17 protein-coding genes are annotated in these 16,513 nt (G+C 66.1%); 4 read left to right on the top strand and 13 right to left on the bottom strand.

What is annotated here, in order from left to right; genetic code table 11:
* Window position 1: 1 nt before the first annotated feature.
* The 7 genes from OCGS_RS13785 to OCGS_RS13755 form a co-directional block, all read right to left on the bottom strand.
* The gene (locus OCGS_RS13785; protein WP_007427863.1) at window positions 2-1,294 is read right to left on the bottom strand and encodes a TRAP transporter large permease; all 1,293 of its coding nucleotides are present in this window, start codon (window positions 1,292-1,294) and stop codon (window positions 2-4) included.
* A gap of 3 nt (window positions 1,295-1,297) precedes the next feature.
* A complete protein-coding gene (locus OCGS_RS13780) occupies window positions 1,298-1,789 on the bottom strand; it encodes a TRAP transporter small permease (protein ID WP_007427862.1) in 492 nt (163 codons plus the stop codon).
* Between the two features lie 15 nt (window positions 1,790-1,804).
* On the bottom strand, window positions 1,805-2,785 hold the full coding sequence (locus tag OCGS_RS13775; RefSeq protein ID WP_007427861.1) for a TRAP transporter substrate-binding protein: 981 nt from the start codon (window positions 2,783-2,785) through the stop codon (window positions 1,805-1,807).
* A gap of 14 nt (window positions 2,786-2,799) precedes the next feature.
* The gene (locus OCGS_RS13770; protein ID WP_007427860.1) at window positions 2,800-3,957 is read right to left on the bottom strand and encodes a carbohydrate ABC transporter permease; all 1,158 of its coding nucleotides are present in this window, start codon (window positions 3,955-3,957) and stop codon (window positions 2,800-2,802) included.
* Window positions 3,957-4,979 (bottom strand): carbohydrate ABC transporter permease, encoded by a 1,023-nt coding sequence (locus OCGS_RS13765; RefSeq protein ID WP_007427859.1) that lies wholly within the window; start codon window positions 4,977-4,979, stop codon window positions 3,957-3,959. The genes OCGS_RS13770 and OCGS_RS13765 overlap by 1 nt, the downstream gene beginning before the upstream one ends.
* A gap of 70 nt (window positions 4,980-5,049) precedes the next feature.
* Window positions 5,050-6,267: an ABC transporter substrate-binding protein gene (locus tag OCGS_RS13760; RefSeq protein ID WP_007427858.1), complete on the bottom strand. Its 1,218-nt coding sequence runs from the start codon at window positions 6,265-6,267 to the stop codon at window positions 5,050-5,052.
* Between the two features lie 58 nt (window positions 6,268-6,325).
* A complete protein-coding gene (locus tag OCGS_RS13755) occupies window positions 6,326-7,459 on the bottom strand; it encodes an ABC transporter ATP-binding protein (RefSeq protein WP_007427857.1) in 1,134 nt (377 codons plus the stop codon).
* Between the two features lie 124 nt (window positions 7,460-7,583).
* Between OCGS_RS13755 and OCGS_RS13750 the strand changes: the two genes are divergently transcribed.
* Genes OCGS_RS13750 through OCGS_RS13735 form a run of 4 tightly spaced genes read left to right on the top strand, consistent with a single transcriptional unit; the run spans window position 7,584 to window position 10,932 of the window.
* A complete protein-coding gene (locus tag OCGS_RS13750; RefSeq protein ID WP_007427856.1) occupies window positions 7,584-8,570 on the top strand; it encodes a nuclear transport factor 2 family protein in 987 nt (328 codons plus the stop codon).
* A 51-nt stretch (window positions 8,571-8,621) separates the two neighbouring features.
* Window positions 8,622-10,034 carry a dihydrolipoyl dehydrogenase gene (locus OCGS_RS13745; RefSeq protein ID WP_007427855.1) on the top strand — a complete coding sequence of 471 codons (1,413 nt, stop codon included), beginning with the start codon at window positions 8,622-8,624 and terminating at the stop codon, window positions 10,032-10,034.
* A gap of 59 nt (window positions 10,035-10,093) precedes the next feature.
* Window positions 10,094-10,444, top strand: coding sequence for an MbcA/ParS/Xre antitoxin family protein (locus tag OCGS_RS13740; RefSeq protein ID WP_007427854.1), 351 nt, complete (start codon window positions 10,094-10,096; stop codon window positions 10,442-10,444).
* Between the two features lie 2 nt (window positions 10,445-10,446).
* Window positions 10,447-10,932, top strand: a complete 486-nt coding sequence (locus tag OCGS_RS13735; RefSeq protein WP_007427853.1) for an RES family NAD+ phosphorylase — start codon at window positions 10,447-10,449, stop codon at window positions 10,930-10,932.
* Between the two features lie 274 nt (window positions 10,933-11,206).
* On the opposite strand, the gene OCGS_RS13730 is transcribed toward OCGS_RS13735, so the two are convergent.
* The 6 genes from OCGS_RS13730 to OCGS_RS13710 are packed head-to-tail and all read right to left on the bottom strand — an operon-like array spanning window position 11,207 to window position 16,513.
* A complete protein-coding gene (locus OCGS_RS13730; protein ID WP_007427851.1) occupies window positions 11,207-12,940 on the bottom strand; it encodes an ABC transporter substrate-binding protein in 1,734 nt (577 codons plus the stop codon).
* Window positions 12,941-12,976: 36 nt separating this feature from the next.
* Entirely contained in the window at window positions 12,977-13,252 is a 276-nt protein-coding gene (locus tag OCGS_RS13725; RefSeq protein WP_007427850.1) for a DUF2160 domain-containing protein, read from the bottom strand.
* Window positions 13,253-13,261: 9 nt separating this feature from the next.
* On the bottom strand, window positions 13,262-13,660 hold the full coding sequence (locus OCGS_RS15145; RefSeq protein WP_156801069.1) for a hypothetical protein: 399 nt from the start codon (window positions 13,658-13,660) through the stop codon (window positions 13,262-13,264).
* Window positions 13,660-14,550 (bottom strand): carbohydrate ABC transporter permease, encoded by an 891-nt coding sequence (locus OCGS_RS13720; protein ID WP_007427849.1) that lies wholly within the window; start codon window positions 14,548-14,550, stop codon window positions 13,660-13,662. The genes OCGS_RS15145 and OCGS_RS13720 overlap by 1 nt, the downstream gene beginning before the upstream one ends.
* Window positions 14,547-15,422, bottom strand: coding sequence for a carbohydrate ABC transporter permease (locus tag OCGS_RS13715; protein WP_007427848.1), 876 nt, complete (start codon window positions 15,420-15,422; stop codon window positions 14,547-14,549). The genes OCGS_RS13720 and OCGS_RS13715 overlap by 4 nt, the downstream gene beginning before the upstream one ends.
* Window positions 15,422-16,513 carry an ABC transporter ATP-binding protein gene (locus OCGS_RS13710; RefSeq protein WP_040611088.1) on the bottom strand — a complete coding sequence of 364 codons (1,092 nt, stop codon included), beginning with the start codon at window positions 16,511-16,513 and terminating at the stop codon, window positions 15,422-15,424. The genes OCGS_RS13715 and OCGS_RS13710 overlap by 1 nt, the downstream gene beginning before the upstream one ends.

Genomic DNA, 16,513 nt, shown 5'->3' with positions numbered 1-16,513 from the left:
GTCAGCCTCCATAGTCGAGAAAGAGTTGCGGCAGCACCAGCGTCAGCCACGGCACGAACGCGATGACCAGCAGCGCCACGATCATCGTCACGACCCAGGGCAGGATGCGGGCCGCGATCCGGTCGAAGGGGATCTGCCCCACCTGCGCCGCCATGAACAGGTTGGCGCCCAGGGGCGGCGTGACGAAGCCGATGGCCAGCGCGACGATCATCACGATGCCGAAATGCACCGGATCGACCCCCAGGCTCAGCATGATCGGCAGCAGCACCGGCGTCAGGATGACGATGGCGGCCAGCGTTTCCAGAAACGTGCCGACGATCAGCAGCAGCACGATGGCGGCCAGCAGGACGACATGGCGGCTGTCGGTCAGCGACAGCACGAATTGCGCCAATTCCGTGGGGATCCGCTCCAGCGCGATGATGCGCCCGAACGCGACCGACGCGCCGATGATGACCAGTACCGCCGAAACCAGCAGCGCCGAATCCAGCATCATCCGCGGGATCGCGTGGAACGGCAATTCGCGGTAGACGAAGCAACTGACGATCAGCGCATAGACGACCGCCACGGCCGAGCTTTCGGTCGGCGTCACGATGCCCGAATAGATGCCGCCCAGCACGACGATGGGCATGGCCAGCGCCAGCTTGGCCTGGTTCAGCGCGGACCACAGGCTGCCCCCGGCGGCGGTCAGCACCGTGTCCGAAGGGGGGATGCCGCGCCGCTTCCAGACGTTGTAGGCGATCAGCGACAGCGCGATGACGAAGCCCGGCACGATGCCGGCCATGAACAGTGCCGTCACCGACACGCCCGCCGCCACCGCATAGACGATCATCACCACCGATGGCGGGATCATCACGCCCAGACCGCCCGCGCTGGCCACCATCGCCCCGGCATAGGCGCGGTCATAGCCGCGTTCGACCAGGGCGGGGATCATCGCCAGACCGATGGCCGCCACCGTGGCGCTGCCCGTGCCCGAGATCGCGGCGAAGAACAGGCACGCCATGATCGTGACTGTCCCCAGATCGCCCGGCGCGCGGCCGAAGGCGCGGTCGGCCACCGCCACCAGCCGTCGCGAAATGCCGCCCTGCGCCATCAGGCTGCCCGCCAGCGTGAACAGCACCACCGCGATCAACGTGAAACTGTCGATCCCCGAAACCAGCCCCAACGCGTAAAGATCGAAGGACAGGAACGGGATATAGGCGATGGCCAGCAGGCTGGCCGATCCCAGCGCGATGCCGATGGGCACCCCGATGGCCAGAAGCAGGAAGAAGCTGCCGAAAAGGATCGCGGTCGTCATCGCCTAGACATCCGTCTGCGGCCCGAGGCGCAGATCGCCCCGCGCCAGCACCCGCCACAGCGAATGGACCAGCCGCGCGGCACTCAGCCCGCCCGAAAAGACGATCGCCGCGTAAAGCACCGCCGTGGGCCATTCGGTCGAGCTGAGGATCTTGCCCCGGTCCAGCGATTGCTGGGTGATGACGATGCCCAGCCAGCAGACCGCCACCGAATAGATCAGGAACACCGCCTCGGACAATGCGAAGACCCAGCGCCGCAGCCCTTGGGGCAGCATGTCGAGGATCACCGTCACCCGCATGTGGCGGCGTTCGCGGATGGCATAGCTGACGCCGAAATAGATCATCCAGACGAAGGACAGGCGCGCCAGCTCGTTCGCGACGGCGATGGAAGTCGAGAAGGCGAAGCGCGCGATCACGTCGGCGAAAACCAGCACGATGATCGCGCCCAGCATGGCGACGATCACTGTCGGTTCGAACCATTTTTCCAACGCGCGCAACGCTTCGCCCTTCCGTCAGCGGTTCAGGTTGGACATGAAGTCGTCGTAGAACGCATTGCCGACCTTGGCGCGGATGTCCGGCTCGATCGCGGCGTTCATCGTCTCGCCCAGCTTCTGCTTGTCTTCGGCAGGCAGCTCGTTGACCTCCACCCCCTCGGCCCTCAGCTGCTCCAGCGTCGCGGCGTTCAGGTCGGCCGCGATCTGGCGCTGGCGCTCGACCGTCTCGGCGGCAACCTCCATCACCAGCGCCTGTTCGTCTTCGGTCAGGCCGTTGAACCAGTTCAGATCTGCCAGCCACAATTCCGGCCAATAGATGTGTTCGGTCAGCGAAACGTAATCCTGCACCTCGTAGAACCGTTCGACCACCATCGAACTCAGCGCGCTTTCCTGCCCGTCGATCAGCCCCTGCTGAAGCGAGGAATAGATTTCGCCCCAGGCCAGCGGTACCGGCACCGCATCGACGGACCGCCAGGCGGCGATGGCGATGGGGTTGTCGGCGGACCGCATCCGCAGGCCCGCGAAGGCGTCATAGCTGTCCAGCGGCGCGCGGCTGTTGGTGAAGCTGCGGAACCCCAGCTCCATGAAGCCCATGTTCTTCAGGCCGCGTTCCTCCATCGCCGCGCTCAGCGCGTCGCCGGCGGGGCCGTCCAGCACCGCGCGGGCCTGATCCACATCGTCGAACAGCAGGAACTGGTCGAGGATCGCCAACTGGTCCACGGTCGAGGACAGCAGCACCGACGCGCCGGTGGTCATGGTGATGTTGCCCGACTGGACCAGCTCGGTCATCTCCTGCACGCTGCCAAGCTGGCCGCCCGGAAAGATCTCGACCTGCATCTCGCCGTCCGACCGCTTTTCCAGCTCCTCCTCGAAATAGGTCAGCGCCTGATGGATGGGCGACGTTTCGGGCGTGGCATGGCCGATGCGGATGGTGGTTTCCGCCTGCGCGCCCGTCGCGGCGGCGATCAGCCCCGCGCCAAGGATCGTTGCGTATCTCATTCGTCTCTCCCTTTTCATCCCTTGACCGCGCCCGCCGTCAGCCCGCTGACGATCTGGCGCTGGAACACCATGACCAGCAGGAACAGCGGCGCGGTGATGCTGACGGCGGCAGCGATCGCCTCGACCTGATCGGTGGTCGTCGTCTCGCGGTTGAAATAGCCGGCTATGGCCGGAACCATCGTCTGGTTCTGCGAATCCAGCAGCAGCGAAGTCACCAGAAAGTCGTTGTAGCCCAGAAGGAAGCTGAACAGCCCCGTGGTGATGACGCCGGGCCACATCACCGGCATGATGACGCGGCGGAAGGCCTGGAAATGGGTGCAGCCATCGACGCGCGCGGCCTCGTCCAGCTCCATCGGGATGGACTGGAAGAAACTGCGCAGCATCCAGATCGTGAAGGGCTGGTTGATCGCCACCAGCACCATGATGACCGCCAAGGGCTGGCCGTAAAGCGTGGGGGCCGCGTCGCCGAGGATGGGGCGCAGGATCTCGGCCGAATTGATGAAGACCGGCAGATAGCCCGCGACCAGCACCGAATGGGGCAGGGCGCGGAAGATCAGCGCCGCGATCAGCAGCCAGAAGGCCAGGTTCGACCCCGACCGCGCCAGACCGTATCCCGCCAGCGTGCCCACCGTCAGGCTGATCGTGACGACGCCGCCGGTGACGATCATCGAGTTGATGAAGTTGCGGTAAAACCCGTTCTCGACCCAGACGGCGCGGTAATGTTCGGTCGTCATCCCCAGAACGGGCTGGCCCAGCGGCCCCGCGACGCTGTCGATGATGCCCAGGACGGGGGGCAGCACGCCGAACAGCAGCACCACGAACACCGCCGCATAGGCAAGGCACCCGATCAGCCACCCCAGAACCGCCAGCTCCGGCGGCGTCAGCGCCCACACCAGCCCCGGCAGCCGCGTGAAGGCCAGGCGCACCGCAAAGTAGAGAAAGACCAGCCCCACCGCGATGTCGATGACGCTCAGGCCCTTGCCCTCGGCGATGGTGCGGGGGCCGAAGATCACCGCCAGCGCGCTGGCGTCGAACGCATCCACCGGCGACTTGAAGCTCATCACCAGGATCCAGAACAGCGGGAACGCCGCCAGCAGGCACCAGAAGGTCAGGAACGCCGCCGATCCGATGCGCAGGGATGCAGGCTGGCGCAGGGCGCGCGAGGTTGCCATCACGAAACCCCCTTGTGATCGCGCCAGGTGCGGCGCAGCGGCGGCAGCAGGATGATGACGATGCCGATCATCGTCAGCATGGCCGAGGCGCTGGCCCGGCTGATCGACCGGTTGCCGGCATCGTCGGGTTGCAGCAGGTCATAGGTCAGCCATTGCAGCGTGATCCGCTGCGCCTGGCTGGAAAAGCCGACCACTTCCTCGAACGCGCGATAGGCGTCCATCAGGTGAATCAGCGCGATGAACACGATCAGCGGCATCAGATGCGGCACGATGACGAATTTCAGCCGCTCCCAGCGGTTCGCGCCGTCGATGATCGCGGATTCCAGGGTGTCCTGGTTCACCGTCTGCAATCCGGCATAGAAGATGACGAAGGCGAAGGGCGCGACGTGCCAGACGCGATAGAACATCATCAGCGCCTCGATCGCCCAGCCGTTTGCCGCGACCGAGATGTCGGTGCCCATCAGCGCCTCCAGCCACGATGTCACGATGCCGTCGCCGTAAAACAGCCAGCGGATCGACAGCGCGCCGATGACCGGGGTGATGATGAAGGGCAGCAGCGACACGAAGATCACCTGCCCCCGGATCGACCGCGCCGCGTTGTTGACCGCCAGCGCGATGGCCAGCCCCAGCCCCACCACCAGCGGCAGCGTCAGCAGCGTGAAGGTCAGCGTGAACCGCAACGCCTGCCAGAAGTCGATTTGCAGGATCCGCTCCGGCACGCCCGCGGCGATGGCGTTCCTCACCCGGTCGAGTTGCAGCAGGTTGGCATAGCTTTCCAGCCCCACCCATTCCGTCGTGGTCTGCGGCTGGCCGTTCTCGTCCAGCAGCGGGCGGGTCGTGACGCGCGTGGTGCAGGTCTGTTCCAAAAACCCGGCCGAGCATGTCTCGACTTCGATCCGCTCGATCACCGGCTGCGTCACCTGGAACGACTGGACGAAGACGCTGATCAAAGGCAGCGCGATGAAGACCACCATCATGAAGACCGACGGGCCGACGAAGGCGGCGAAGGTGCGGAATTTCACGGGCTTCGTCCTTTTTCCGTTGGGGCCGGGGCGGCCGGGCGCGCGATGCGCCCGGCCCGGTCGGACTGCGTCAGTTCAGAACGCCCGCCTCGCGCGCGGCGGTCAGATAGCTTTGCTCGACCGCCTCCAGCGTCCTTTCGGCGCTGCGGCTTCCGGTCAGATAGGCCGACACCTCGTTGCCGAGCGCGGTGTGCATCAGCCCCATCTCGACCGTGGACGGATAGCTGAGCGGCGCGGGATCGTGGGTCGCCGTGGCGATGGCCCCCTGCGCCAGACGGCCCGGCTGATAACCGTCGATCAGCCACACCGCCGCGTCGTTGTTGGCCTGGACCATCTCGGTATCCATGCCTTCCATGGCGACGCGGAACGCGGCCTCGGCCTCGTCGTCGGGGATGTTCTTGGCGATCACGATGCCGTCCCACCAGATCGTCGCCACCGGACGGTCGCCGAAGGGGGCGATGGGCGACATCGCCGTCTCGACCTTGCCGACGACCTGGCTTTCGGTCTCGTCGTCCACGGCGCCCGCCCGGCTGGCCCACATGTTGGCCATCGCGATCTTGCTCTGCTGCATCTGCTGCTGGACATAGGTGGAATCGCTGACCAGGTATTCGGGGTCCATGAAGCCGCTCAGCGTCTTCATCAGTTCCAGCGTGGCGATGCCCGTCTCGTTGTTCACGTTGGGGGTGCTGTCGTCGTTGACCAGCGGCTTGCCCGAGCTTTGGAAAAGGTTCACGAAATCCAGCGCCAGATCCCAGCCCGACTTGGTCATCGCGCCCAGCGGATAGTCGATCCCCTCGGCACCTTGCAGCTTTTCCGCCGCGGCGATCAGTGCGTCGTAATCGGTCGGCACCTCGATCCCGTGTTCCTCGAACAGGTCCGAACGATAGGCCAGCTCGAACGTGTTCACCATCATCGCCACGGCCATGATGTTGCCGTCGATGCGGATCAGCTGGTTGGGCTTGAGGTGCTGGCCGTATTTCTCGACCAGATCGTCCAGCGGCCGGATCGTGCCTTCGTTCAGAAGCGGGGTGATCGTGCCGTTCGACACGCCGCCCACCTGATAGAGCGCGGGGTTCGCGGCGAAGGCCGACGGCTGCTTGACGCGGAACTGCTGGTCCAGCTCGGCCTGCACGTTGCCGCATTCGGCCATCGCGTCGGTCACGGCCTTCCAGGCCTCGAACGCGGCGGCGAGGATCTTGACCTCGACCTCGTTCTCGATGGCGCAATCGGCCTGCGCCGCGCTGCCCGCAAGGATGGCCGTCGCGGCCAGGGCGAATGTGGTCCTCATCTGCGTCTCTCCCTGTTGGTCATGGATGCCCGCTCGTCCGGGCGATTGCGGCGGCCCGTCACATCGGGCCGGCCGGGGTGGTGGCGATGCGTTCGGCATCCGATGCGGACGGCACGCCGTCGCCCTGCGGCCGGTGCCACGCGCCGGTCCGTTCACCGCTTTTGCGGTCGTAAAGGTGGCAGCATTCGGTCGGCACGACAAAGCCCACCGGCTCGCCGATCTCGGCGCGGAAATCCTTGGGCGCCTTGACGCTGACCAGCGCGCCGCCCGCGCGCACGGTCAGCATCACCGCATCGCCCAGCAATTCGATCGTATAGAGCTTCGCGGCGATCTGCGCCTCCTCGCCCGGCCCCGCGACGCTGGCATCCTCGGCGCGAAAGCCCAGCGTCACGTCGCCGTCGGCGTGATCCAGCCCGCCGATCCGCACGTCGCGCCCCTGGAACACGCCGCCCGTCACGGTGCCGTCCATCAGGTTCATCGCCGGACTGCCGATGAAGCCCGCGACGAAGGTGTTGGCCGGGTTGTCGTAGATCTCGGTCGGGGTGCCGACCTGCTGCACGACGCCCTTCTTCATCACCACCACGCGGTCGGCCAGGGTCATCGCCTCGATCTGGTCGTGCGTCACATAGACGGTCGTGACCTTCAGTTCGTGGGACAGGTTCTTGATCTGCGCGCGGGTGCTGACGCGCAGCTTGGCGTCGAGGTTCGACAGCGGCTCGTCCATCAGGAACACTGCCGGACGCCGCACGATGGCGCGCGCCAGCGCCACGCGCTGCCGCTGGCCGCCCGACAGTTCGGCGGGCTTGCGGTGCAGGAAATCGTCAAGCTCGACCATCGCGCTGGCCCGGCGCACGCGTTCGTCATGCTCGCCCTCGGGAACCTTGCGCACCCTCAGCGGGAAGCGGATGTTCTCATAGACGTTGAGGTTGGGGTAAAGGCCGTAGGACTGGAACACCATCGCCACGTCGCGGTCCTTGGGGTCCAGGTCGTTCACCTTGCGGTCGCCGATCCAGATCTCGCCTTCGGTCGCATCCTCGAGCCCGGCGATCATCCGCATCGTCGTGGTCTTGCCGCAGCCCGAGGGGCCGAGCAGCACGAGAAACTCGCGGTCCTCGATGGTCAGGTCGAAGCTGTCCACGCCGATGAAACTGCCCCAGCGCTTCGACACGTTCCGAAGTTCGATCTTCGCCATCCATGCCCTCCCGCAGATGCCGAGGCCGGGGCGACCCGTGCACTCGATTGCATAAGCCTAGAATCCTGCTTTACGTTATGGCAAGCATTTTCTGCACACGATTGCATCCGAGGAGGAAAGCGCCTTGCCCGACTACAGAAAACCGATCCGCGACGGACTGATCGACCTGGCGCGGACGGCTGGAACGGACCGAATCGATGCCGATATCCTGGCCGAGGATGTCGTCGTCGACGCCTCTCACCCGTTCGGCACGTTCCGGGGGCGCGATGCGGCGATCGACGGGTTGATCCGCCCGCTGGGCCGTGCCTTGTCGCATATGCGTCGGCGGGACGAGATCTTCATCGGTGGCGCGAACCGGCGGCAGACGGGCGGCGCATGGGTCGCCAGCGTGACGCATTACGTCGGCACCTTCGCCGCCCCGCTGGCCGGACTGCGCCCCTCGGATCGCCTCGCCTTCCTGCGTTCGGGCGAATTTCACCGGATCGAGGACGGGCGCATCGTCCAGTCGCGTATCGTCCTCGACCTGCCCGACCTGATGCGTCAGGCGGGCCGCTTCCCCCTGCCCCCCGTCTCGGGGACCGAGATGCTGTTTCCCGCCCCCGCCACCCATGACGGCGTGCTGCCCGACCCCGATGGCGGCGACCGCAGCCTGGATGTGGTCGAAGGCATGCTGGCCGATCTGCACGCCTTCGACCCCGCCACCTTCGAAAGCCGCGACCAGACCGGCGCGACGGGCTATTGGGACGAGGACATGCTGTGGTACGGACCGGGCGGCATCGGGTCGAACTATCGCTGGAAGGGCTTCGTCAAGGACCACCGCGCGCCCTTCCTGACGGCCTTCCCCGACCGCAAGGGCGGCAACCATTACTGCCGCATCGGCGACGGGAACTATGCCGCCGTGTCGGGCTGGCCGTCGATGACCATGACCCACCGGGGCGACTATCTGGGCGTGCCCGCGACCGGGCGGGCGCTGACGCTGCGGGTGATGGATTTCTATCGCTGCGCCGGCGGACGGATCGCGGAAAACTGGGTGCTGCTGGATTACATGGATCTTTTCCACCAGCTCGGCATCGACCTGATCGACCGATCGAACCGCATGGCCGCCGCTTGACTTGCCGGCCCCGCGCCGCAGCTTGGGCCGGGGGCCATGAAGGGGACGGGAATGAACGACAGGGTCGAGGTCGCGATCGTAGGCGCCGGCACGGCGGGGCTGGCCGCCCTGCGCGAGGTGCGGCGCCATACCGACGATTTCGTGCTGATCGACGCGCCGCCGCACGGCACCACCTGCGCGCGCGTCGGCTGCATGCCGTCCAAGGCGCTGATCGCCGCCGCGAACGCCTATCACGCGCGCACCCGGCTGGACGCTTTCGGGATCGCGGGCGGCGACGCGCTGACGCCCGACATCCCGGCGGTGCTGGCCCGCGTCCGCGCCCTGCGCGACGATTTCGTCGCCGGAGTTTTGAAGGCGACGGACGATCTGGGCGACCGCCGTATTGTCGGGCGCGCGAGGCTGGACGGCCCGAACGCCCTGATCGTGGACGGCCGCCGGATCAAGGCGCGGCGCATCGTGCTGGCCCCCGGTTCCAGCCCCGTCATGCCCGATCCGTGGACCGCGCTCGGCGACAGGGTGCTGACCACCGACACCCTGTTCGAACAGCGCGACCTGCCGCGCCGGATCGGGGTGATCGGGCTGGGCGCCGTGGGGATCGAAATGGCGCAGGCGCTGGCCCGGCTGGGGCTGACCGTCCACGCCTTCAACAAGCGCGACAGGATCGGCGGCCTGACCGATCCGCAGGTCTCGGACGCGCTGCGGGACGCCCTCGGCGCGGAATTCGCCATTCACCTCGGCGCGGACGTGACGCTGGCCGAAACGGATGGCGGAATCGACATGCGCTGGCCCGGCGGCACCGTCACGGTGGACCGTGTGCTGGCCGCGGTCGGGCGGCGGCCCAGTATCGCCGGTCTGGGGCTGGAAACGCTGGACGTGCCGCTGGACGATCGCGGGATGCCGCCGGTCGATCCGCATACCATGCGCATTGCCGACACGCCGGTCCATCTGGCCGGGGACGCCAACGGCATCGACGCGGTGCTGCACGAAAGCGCCGATGACGGCCATATCGCCGGTCTGAACGCCATCCAGAGCGGGCCGCTTCGGCTGCGGCGGCGCACGCCCTTGACCATCGGCTTCTGCGATCCGCAGACGGCGACAATCGGCCGGCGCGCGGCCGATCTGGACGCCGGCCGCCTGACCGGCGAGGTCGATTTCGCCAATCAGGGCCGCGCGCGGATGATGCAGCAGAATTACGGCCTGCTGCGGATCTATGCCGAACCCGATACCGGCCGCCTGCTGGGCGCCGAAATGGCCGCCCCCGAGGGCGAGCATCTGGCGCATATCCTGGCACTGGCGTTGGATCGCGGCCTGACCGTGGCCGACATGCTGCGAATGCCCTTCTATCATCCGACGCTGGAGGAAGGGATGCGCACGGCCCTGCGCCAGATCGCGAAACAGCTTCCGCCGGCCGAAGCCTCCGACCTGTCCGCCTGCGGGCCGCTGGGCGCATCGGCCCTGGACTAGGCCCGCCCTTGCCCCACACCGCCTGACGCGTTATCTGTCATCTGGAACGGAGTATCGCCATGGCCATCCTCGAATACCAGTCCGACGGCGTGTTTCTGCCCGAACGCATCGCCGCCACGCTGCTGACCACCCGCGACGAGATCGCGCGCACCGTGGGGCTGGGCCGCGATGCCGTCTCGCGCCGCGAAAGGGTCCGCTCGCCCGCCACCCAGCGCCGCCTGCGCGAGATGGTCGAGATCGTCAATCTGGCCACGCCCCGCTTCGGCACCGCCGCCATCGCTTATGCCTGGTATCGGTCCGAACCGCTGGCGGGCTTCGACGGGATGACGGCGATGGATCTGGTGCGCGAAGGGCATGCCGACTGGGTCAGGGACTATCTGGCCGCCATCGACGCGGGCGTGTTCGCGTAACCTTGCGCTACAGCGGCCCCCTGTTCCGTGCGCTGCATCCCCGCTTCGCGCACGATCCGCTGTCGGGCGAAGGCGCGCGGCTGCATGGCGGCCGCTTCAACCGCAAGGGACGCGCCGCGCTTTACCTCGCGCGCGATTTCGGCACCCTGCGGCACGAGATCGCGCAGGGCGGCGCGTTCCAGCCCTCGACCGTGATCGAGATCGCGGCCGAGATCGACGCCCTGTTCGACGCGACCGATGCCGCCGCGCTGGCCGGGCATGGCGTCACGCCCGCCGACCTGGCCGATCCCGCCTGGCGGCTGCGGATGCTGCGGCGCGACCGGGTGCCGACGCAGGATCTGGCCGAGCGTCTGATCCGCGCGGGCCATTCCGGCATGGCGGTGCCGAGCTTCGCGCGCGGCGCGCGGGCGGACGCGCTGAACGTCGTGCTTTGGGATTGGGACGACAGGCGGCTGCGCGTCGTGGACGATGACGGGCGGCTGGCATGACGCTGGTTTCGGTCACGCGCCTGCGGGTGCGGGCGGTTGCCCGACTGGCACGACGAAGCGGCGGTCGTCCACTGGTCGCAGGACGGTGCGCCCTGCCCGACCCCGCGGCCGCGCGGACCCGTCTGGCGCGCGACGGGCGGATGACGAAACTCCGCCACCCTTCAAAGGCGCAAAGGGCCGGGGAACGCGATACGCGCCCCGGCCCGATCCGCATGGGGCCGCGTCTGCGGCCCCGCAAGTGACGGGCGGGGCATCGCGCGCCCCGCCCGTTGCCCTATTGCTGCCAGGACTGGACCATCTCGTCATAGGACACCGTCTGCGGCTCCTCGTCCTCGTTCTCCAGCGCGGGCTTGGGCGCGCCGGGCTGTTCCAGCCAGTATTCGGGATCGCGTTCCTCGTTCAGGACGGGGCCCAGATCGCCCTGAACGCCCGCGCGTTCCAGACGCGACATCACGTCCTCCATATCCGCGCAAAGCTGGTCGAGAGCGGCCTTCGTGTCCTTGGCCCCCGACATGGCGTCGCCGATATTCTGCCACCAAAGCTGCGCCAGCTTGGGATAGTCGGGCACGTTGGTGCCGGTGGGCGACCATTGCGTGCGCGCGGGCGAGCGGTAGAATTCGATCAGCCCGCCCAGATTGGGCGCCCGGTCGGTGAAGTGGTCGGACTGGATGGTGGATTCGCGGATGAAGGTCAGCCCGACATCGGACTTCTTCACATCCACCGTCTTGGACGTGACGAACTGCGCGTAGAGCCACGCGGCCTTGGCCCGGTCGGTGGGGGTGGAATCGAGGATCGTCCAAGACCCCACATCCTGATAGCCGACCTTCATGCCGTCTTCCCAATAGACGCCGTGCGGACTGGGGGCGAGACGCCATTTCGGCGTGCCGTCCTCGTTCATCACGGCGGGGCTGTCCACCAGCGGCGCCACGAAGGTCGTGTACATGAACATCTGCTGCGCGATGTTGCCCTGTCCCGGAACCGGCCCCGCCTCCGAGAAGGTCATGCCGGCGGCCTGCGGCGGCGCGTAATCCTTCAGCCACTGGATCGCCTTGTCCACCGCATAGACGGCGGCGGGCGAGTTGGTGGCGCCGCCCCGATCGACGCAGGCGCCCACGGGCTGCGAATTCTCGTTCACCCGGATGCCCCATTCGTCCACCGGCAGGCCGTTGGGTTCGCCCTTGTCGCCCATCCCGGCCATGGACATCCACGCATCGGTATAGCGCCAGCCGAGGCTGGGATCCTTCTTGCCGTAATCCATGTTGCCGTAGACGCCCGAGGACGGCGACCCCTCGACATAGCTCATGTCGCGGCCGGTGAAGAATTCGGCGATGTCCTCATAGGCCGCCCAGTTGACCGGCACGCCCAGATCATAGCCGTATTCCTCGCGGAAATCCGTCTTGGTCTTCTCGTCGTTGAACCAGTCGTAACGGAACCAGTAGAGGTTGGCGAACTGCTGGTCGGGCAGTTGGTAAAGGTTGCCGTCCGGCCCGGTGGTGAACTGCGTTCCGATGAAGTCGTCCAGATCCAGCGTGGGCGAGGTGACATCGGCGCCCTCGTTCTGCATCCAGTCGGTCAGGTTGCGCGCCTGGCCATAGCGCCAGTGCGTGCCGATCAGGTCGCTGTCGTTGACGAACGCGTCATAGACGTTCTGCCCCGACTGCATCTGCACCTGCAACCGTTCTACCACATCGCCCTCGCCGATCAGGTCGTGGGTCACGTCGATGCCGGTGATGGCCGCGAAGGCGGGCGCCAGAACCTGGCTTTCGTATTCGTGCGTGGTGATCGTTTCGGACACCACGTTGATGTCCATGCCCTGCAAGTCCTGCGCCGCGTCGATGAACCATTGCATCTCGGCTTCCTGTTCCTCGCGCGACAGCGTTGACATGCCGTCGATCTCCTCGTCGAGGAACCTCTGCGCGGCCTCCATGTCGGCAAAGGCGGGCATGGCGGCCAGCCCCAGCCCCAGCGCCGCCGCCAGCGCGGTGGTCGATCTCAGTGTCGGTTTCATCGGATTACCTCCCTGTTATCCGGTCAGAACGATAGGTCACACAAAGCGGAAGATCCCCGCCGCCAGGACGAGGCAGGCCAGCAGCGCATAAGGCTGCGGCGCGATCCCCAGCCCCAGCCAGGCAAGGTTCAGAAACGCCGAAAGCAGCAGCGTGATGAACAGCCGATCCCCCCGCGTCGTCTCGATCCCCAACACCCCCCTGCGCGGCGTTTCGGGATAGCGCACGGCGAGGACGGTAAAGACCACCAGCAGCACGGCGATGACGGCGAAGAAGATCGCGGTCGGAACGGTCCATGCCATCCAGTCAAGCATTGGTGCCTCCTAGCTCGAGATTGATTTGGTGAAGCCGCCAAGCAATCCACCAACGAAATCGCCAATGCCTGCAAAGCTCCTTCCTGTTTCAGCAGTCTCCCGAACAGCTTGTCCTAAGTTCAACGCCCCTTGAAACTTTTGTCCGAGCAACCGATAACCATAGGCAGTCAGGGTAAAGTAATAAGCATTACCGTCCATATCAAATCGGGTCTTTGCACTGGATCGGATAATTCCTTCATCTGAAAGCCATATCATGGCATCCAAAAATAGCGGACCGTCGATTTCCTCCGGCTCTAGCCCAAGTTCTTTATAGCTCAGCGAGCTCCGTCGCACACCCCGCTCCGCAAGGATATTAACAATTGCCGCGACCAATCTCTCGCTTATTTTCAACGAGCTAGTATCGGCCATCAAACCCTCCCCAACGCGAAGCCCTTGGCGATGTAGTTCCGCACGAAATAGATCACCAGCGCGCCGGGGATGATGGTCAGGACTCCGGCGGCGGCCAGGACGCCCCAATCCACCCCGGCGGCGCCCATCGTGCGGGTCATCGTGGCGGCGATGGGCTTGGCGTCCACGCTGGTCAGCGTCCGCGACAGCAGCAGCTCCACCCATGAAAACATGAAGCAGAAGAACGCGGCCACCCCGATCCCGCTGGCGATCAGCGGCATGAAGATGCGGATGAAGAAGCGCGGAAAGGAATAGCCGTCGATATATGCCGTCTCGTCGATTTCCTTCGGCACCCCGCGCATGAATCCTTCGAGGATCCACACCGCCAGCGGCACGTTGAACAGGCAATGCGCCAGCGCCACGGCGATATGCGTGTCGAACAGCCCGATGGACGAATAAAGCTGGAAGAACGGCAGCGCGAAAACCGCGGGCGGGGCCATGCGGTTGGTCAGCAGCCAGAAGAACAGGTGCTTGTCCCCAACGAAGCTATAGCGCGAAAACGCATAGGCCGCCGGCAGCGCCACCGTCAGGCTGATCGCGGTATTCATCACCACGTAGATCAGCGAATTGACGTATCCCATGTACCACGACGCATCCGTCAGGATGGTGGCGTAATTGGCGAAGGTCACGGTCTGCGGCCAGAGGGAAAACGTGCCGACAATCTCGGCATTGGTCTTCAGGCTCATGTTGATCAGCCAATAGATCGGCAGCAGCAGGAACAGCAGGTAAAGCGCCATCACCAGCGCCGAACCGCCCGGCCGGAACCGGCGCGCGGCGGTGACGCGGTTGCGCGCGGCGGTGACGTCGCCGGGGATCGACGCGGCGCCGGGGGCGGAAACGGTGTCGGTCATCGGCGGCTCTCGCGGTTGTCGAGGTTGGTCATCACCGTATAGAAGACCCAGCTGATCGCCATGATGACCAGGAAATACATCAGCGAGAACGCCGCCGCCGGGCCGAGGTCGAACTGCCCCAGCGCCATCTTCACAAGGTCGATGGACAGGAATGTCGTCGCATTGCCCGGCCCGCCCCCGGTGACGACGAAGGGTTCGGTATAGATCATGAAACTGTCCATGAACCGCAGCAGGATGGCGATCATCAGCACGCCCGTCATCTTGGGCAGCTCGATATAGCGAAAGACCGCCCACCGCGACGCCTGGTCGATCTTGGCCGCCTGGTAATAGGCATCGGGGATGGATTGCAGCCCGGCATAGGCCAGCAGCGCCACCAGCGATGTCCAATGCCAGACATCCATGGCGATGACGGTCGCCCACGCGGCGATGAACCCTTGGGTGTAGTTATAGTCGATGCCCACCGCATCCAGCGTATGCCCCAGCAGCCCGATATCGACGCGCCCGAAGATCTGCCAGATCGTGCCGACCACGTTCCACGGAATCAGCAGCGGCAGCGACATCAGCACCAGGCAGAACGACGCCCAGAACCCCCGCTTGGGCATGTTCAGCGCGACGAAGACGCCCAGCGGAACCTCGATCGCCAGGATGATCGACGAAAACACCACCTGCCGCCCCAGCGCGTTCCACATCCGGTCGGATTCCAGCATGTCCTGAAACCAGCGCAGCCCGTTCCAGAAGAAGACGTTGTTGCCGAACGTGTCCTGCACCGAATAATTCACCACCGTCATCAGCGGGATCACCGCCGAGAACGCGACCAGCACCAGCACCGGCAGCACCAGGAACCAGGCTTTCTGGTTGACGGTCTTGTTCATCAGGCGGCCTCCTGCCCGGCCGACGGCGCGACGCGCCAGTCGTCCTCATAGACGTTGATCCCCGCGGGATCGAAGACGATGCCGTCGACATCCGCGGGCAGCGTTCCGTCCTCGGGCACCAGCGCGCTGACCTCGCCGCCGGCGACGGTCAGGCGGACGATCCGGTGACGGCCCACATCCTCGATCCGGTCGATACGGGCGGGCACCCCGCCGCCGCCCGTGGCCAGGCGCACGAATTCCGGCCGCACCCCGACCTGCACCCGTCCGCGCCCCGTGACGTAGGGCGCGGGCAGGTCGAACGACGCCCCGTCGATCCGCGCGCGGCGGCCAGCCACCTGCGCGTCGAACAGGTTCATGCCGGGCGAGCCGATGAAATAGCCGACGAAGGTATGGGCCGGACGCTCGAACAGTTCCTGCGGCGTGCCGATCTGCACGACGCGGCCGTCATACATGACGACCACCTTGTCGGCGAAGGTCAGCGCCTCGGTCTGGTCGTGGGTGACATAGATCATCGTATGCCCGAAATCCTGGTGCAGCTTCTTCAACTGCGTGCGCAATTCCCATTTCATGTGCGGGTCGATCACGGTCAGCGGCTCGTCGAACAGCAGCGCGTTCACGTCCTCGCGCACCATCCCGCGCCCCAGGCTGATCTTCTGCTTGGCATCCGCCGTCAGCCCGCGCGCCTTGCGGTCCAGCTCGGCCTCCATCCCGATCATCGCGCCGACCTTCTGCACCAGCCGCGCGATCTCGGCGGCCGGCATGCGGCGGTTGCGCAGCGGGAAGGCCAGGTTCTCGCGCACGGTCATCGTGTCGTAGACGACGGGAAACTGGAACACCTGCCCGATATTGCGCTCGGCCGTAGGGGCGTCGGTCACGTCGCGCCCGTCGAACAGCACCCGTCCGTGGCTGGGCCGCAGCAGCCCCGAGATGATGTTCAGCAGCGTGGACTTGCCGCAGCCCGACGACCCCAGCAGCGCATAGGCTTCGCCGTCCCGCCAGACATGGTTCATTTCCTTCAGCGCGAAATCGTCCCCGGTCCGCGGGTCGGGCAGATAGCTGTGCGCCAGATTGGCAAGCGTGATCTCGGCCAT

Origin of the sequence: Oceaniovalibus guishaninsula JLT2003 (assembly GCF_000299575.1) — a bacterium.
GTDB lineage: Bacteria > Pseudomonadota > Alphaproteobacteria > Rhodobacterales > Rhodobacteraceae > Palleronia > Palleronia guishaninsula.
Note: the sequence above shows the minus strand (reverse complement) of the source record. Positions and strands in the feature narration are given on the sequence as shown.

Bases quoted from the DNA above. Each gene is read 5' to 3' on its own strand.
- OCGS_RS13785 (WP_007427863.1), bottom strand. From the start codon at position 1,294: ATGACGACCGCGATCCTTTTCGGCAGCTTCTTCCTGCTTCTGGCCATC.
- OCGS_RS13775 (WP_007427861.1), bottom strand. From the start codon at position 2,785: ATGAGATACGCAACGATCCTTGGCGCGGGGCTGATCGCCGCCGCGACG.
- OCGS_RS13770 (WP_007427860.1), bottom strand. From the start codon at position 3,957: ATGGCAACCTCGCGCGCCCTGCGCCAGCCTGCATCCCTGCGCATCGGA.
- OCGS_RS13760 (WP_007427858.1), bottom strand. From the start codon at position 6,267: ATGAGGACCACATTCGCCCTGGCCGCGACGGCCATCCTTGCGGGCAGC.
- OCGS_RS13755 (WP_007427857.1), bottom strand. From the start codon at position 7,459: ATGGCGAAGATCGAACTTCGGAACGTGTCGAAGCGCTGGGGCAGTTTC.
- OCGS_RS13745 (WP_007427855.1), top strand. From the start codon at position 8,622: ATGAACGACAGGGTCGAGGTCGCGATCGTAGGCGCCGGCACGGCGGGG.
- OCGS_RS13740 (WP_007427854.1), top strand. From the start codon at position 10,094: ATGGCCATCCTCGAATACCAGTCCGACGGCGTGTTTCTGCCCGAACGC.
- OCGS_RS13730 (WP_007427851.1), bottom strand. From the start codon at position 12,940: ATGAAACCGACACTGAGATCGACCACCGCGCTGGCGGCGGCGCTGGGG.
- OCGS_RS13725 (WP_007427850.1), bottom strand. From the start codon at position 13,252: ATGCTTGACTGGATGGCATGGACCGTTCCGACCGCGATCTTCTTCGCC.
- OCGS_RS15145 (WP_156801069.1), bottom strand. From the start codon at position 13,660: ATGGCCGATACTAGCTCGTTGAAAATAAGCGAGAGATTGGTCGCGGCA.
- OCGS_RS13720 (WP_007427849.1), bottom strand. From the start codon at position 14,550: ATGACCGACACCGTTTCCGCCCCCGGCGCCGCGTCGATCCCCGGCGAC.
- OCGS_RS13715 (WP_007427848.1), bottom strand. From the start codon at position 15,422: ATGAACAAGACCGTCAACCAGAAAGCCTGGTTCCTGGTGCTGCCGGTG.
- OCGS_RS13710 (WP_040611088.1), bottom strand. From the start codon at position 16,513: ATGGCCGAGATCACGCTTGCCAATCTGGCGCACAGCTATCTGCCCGAC.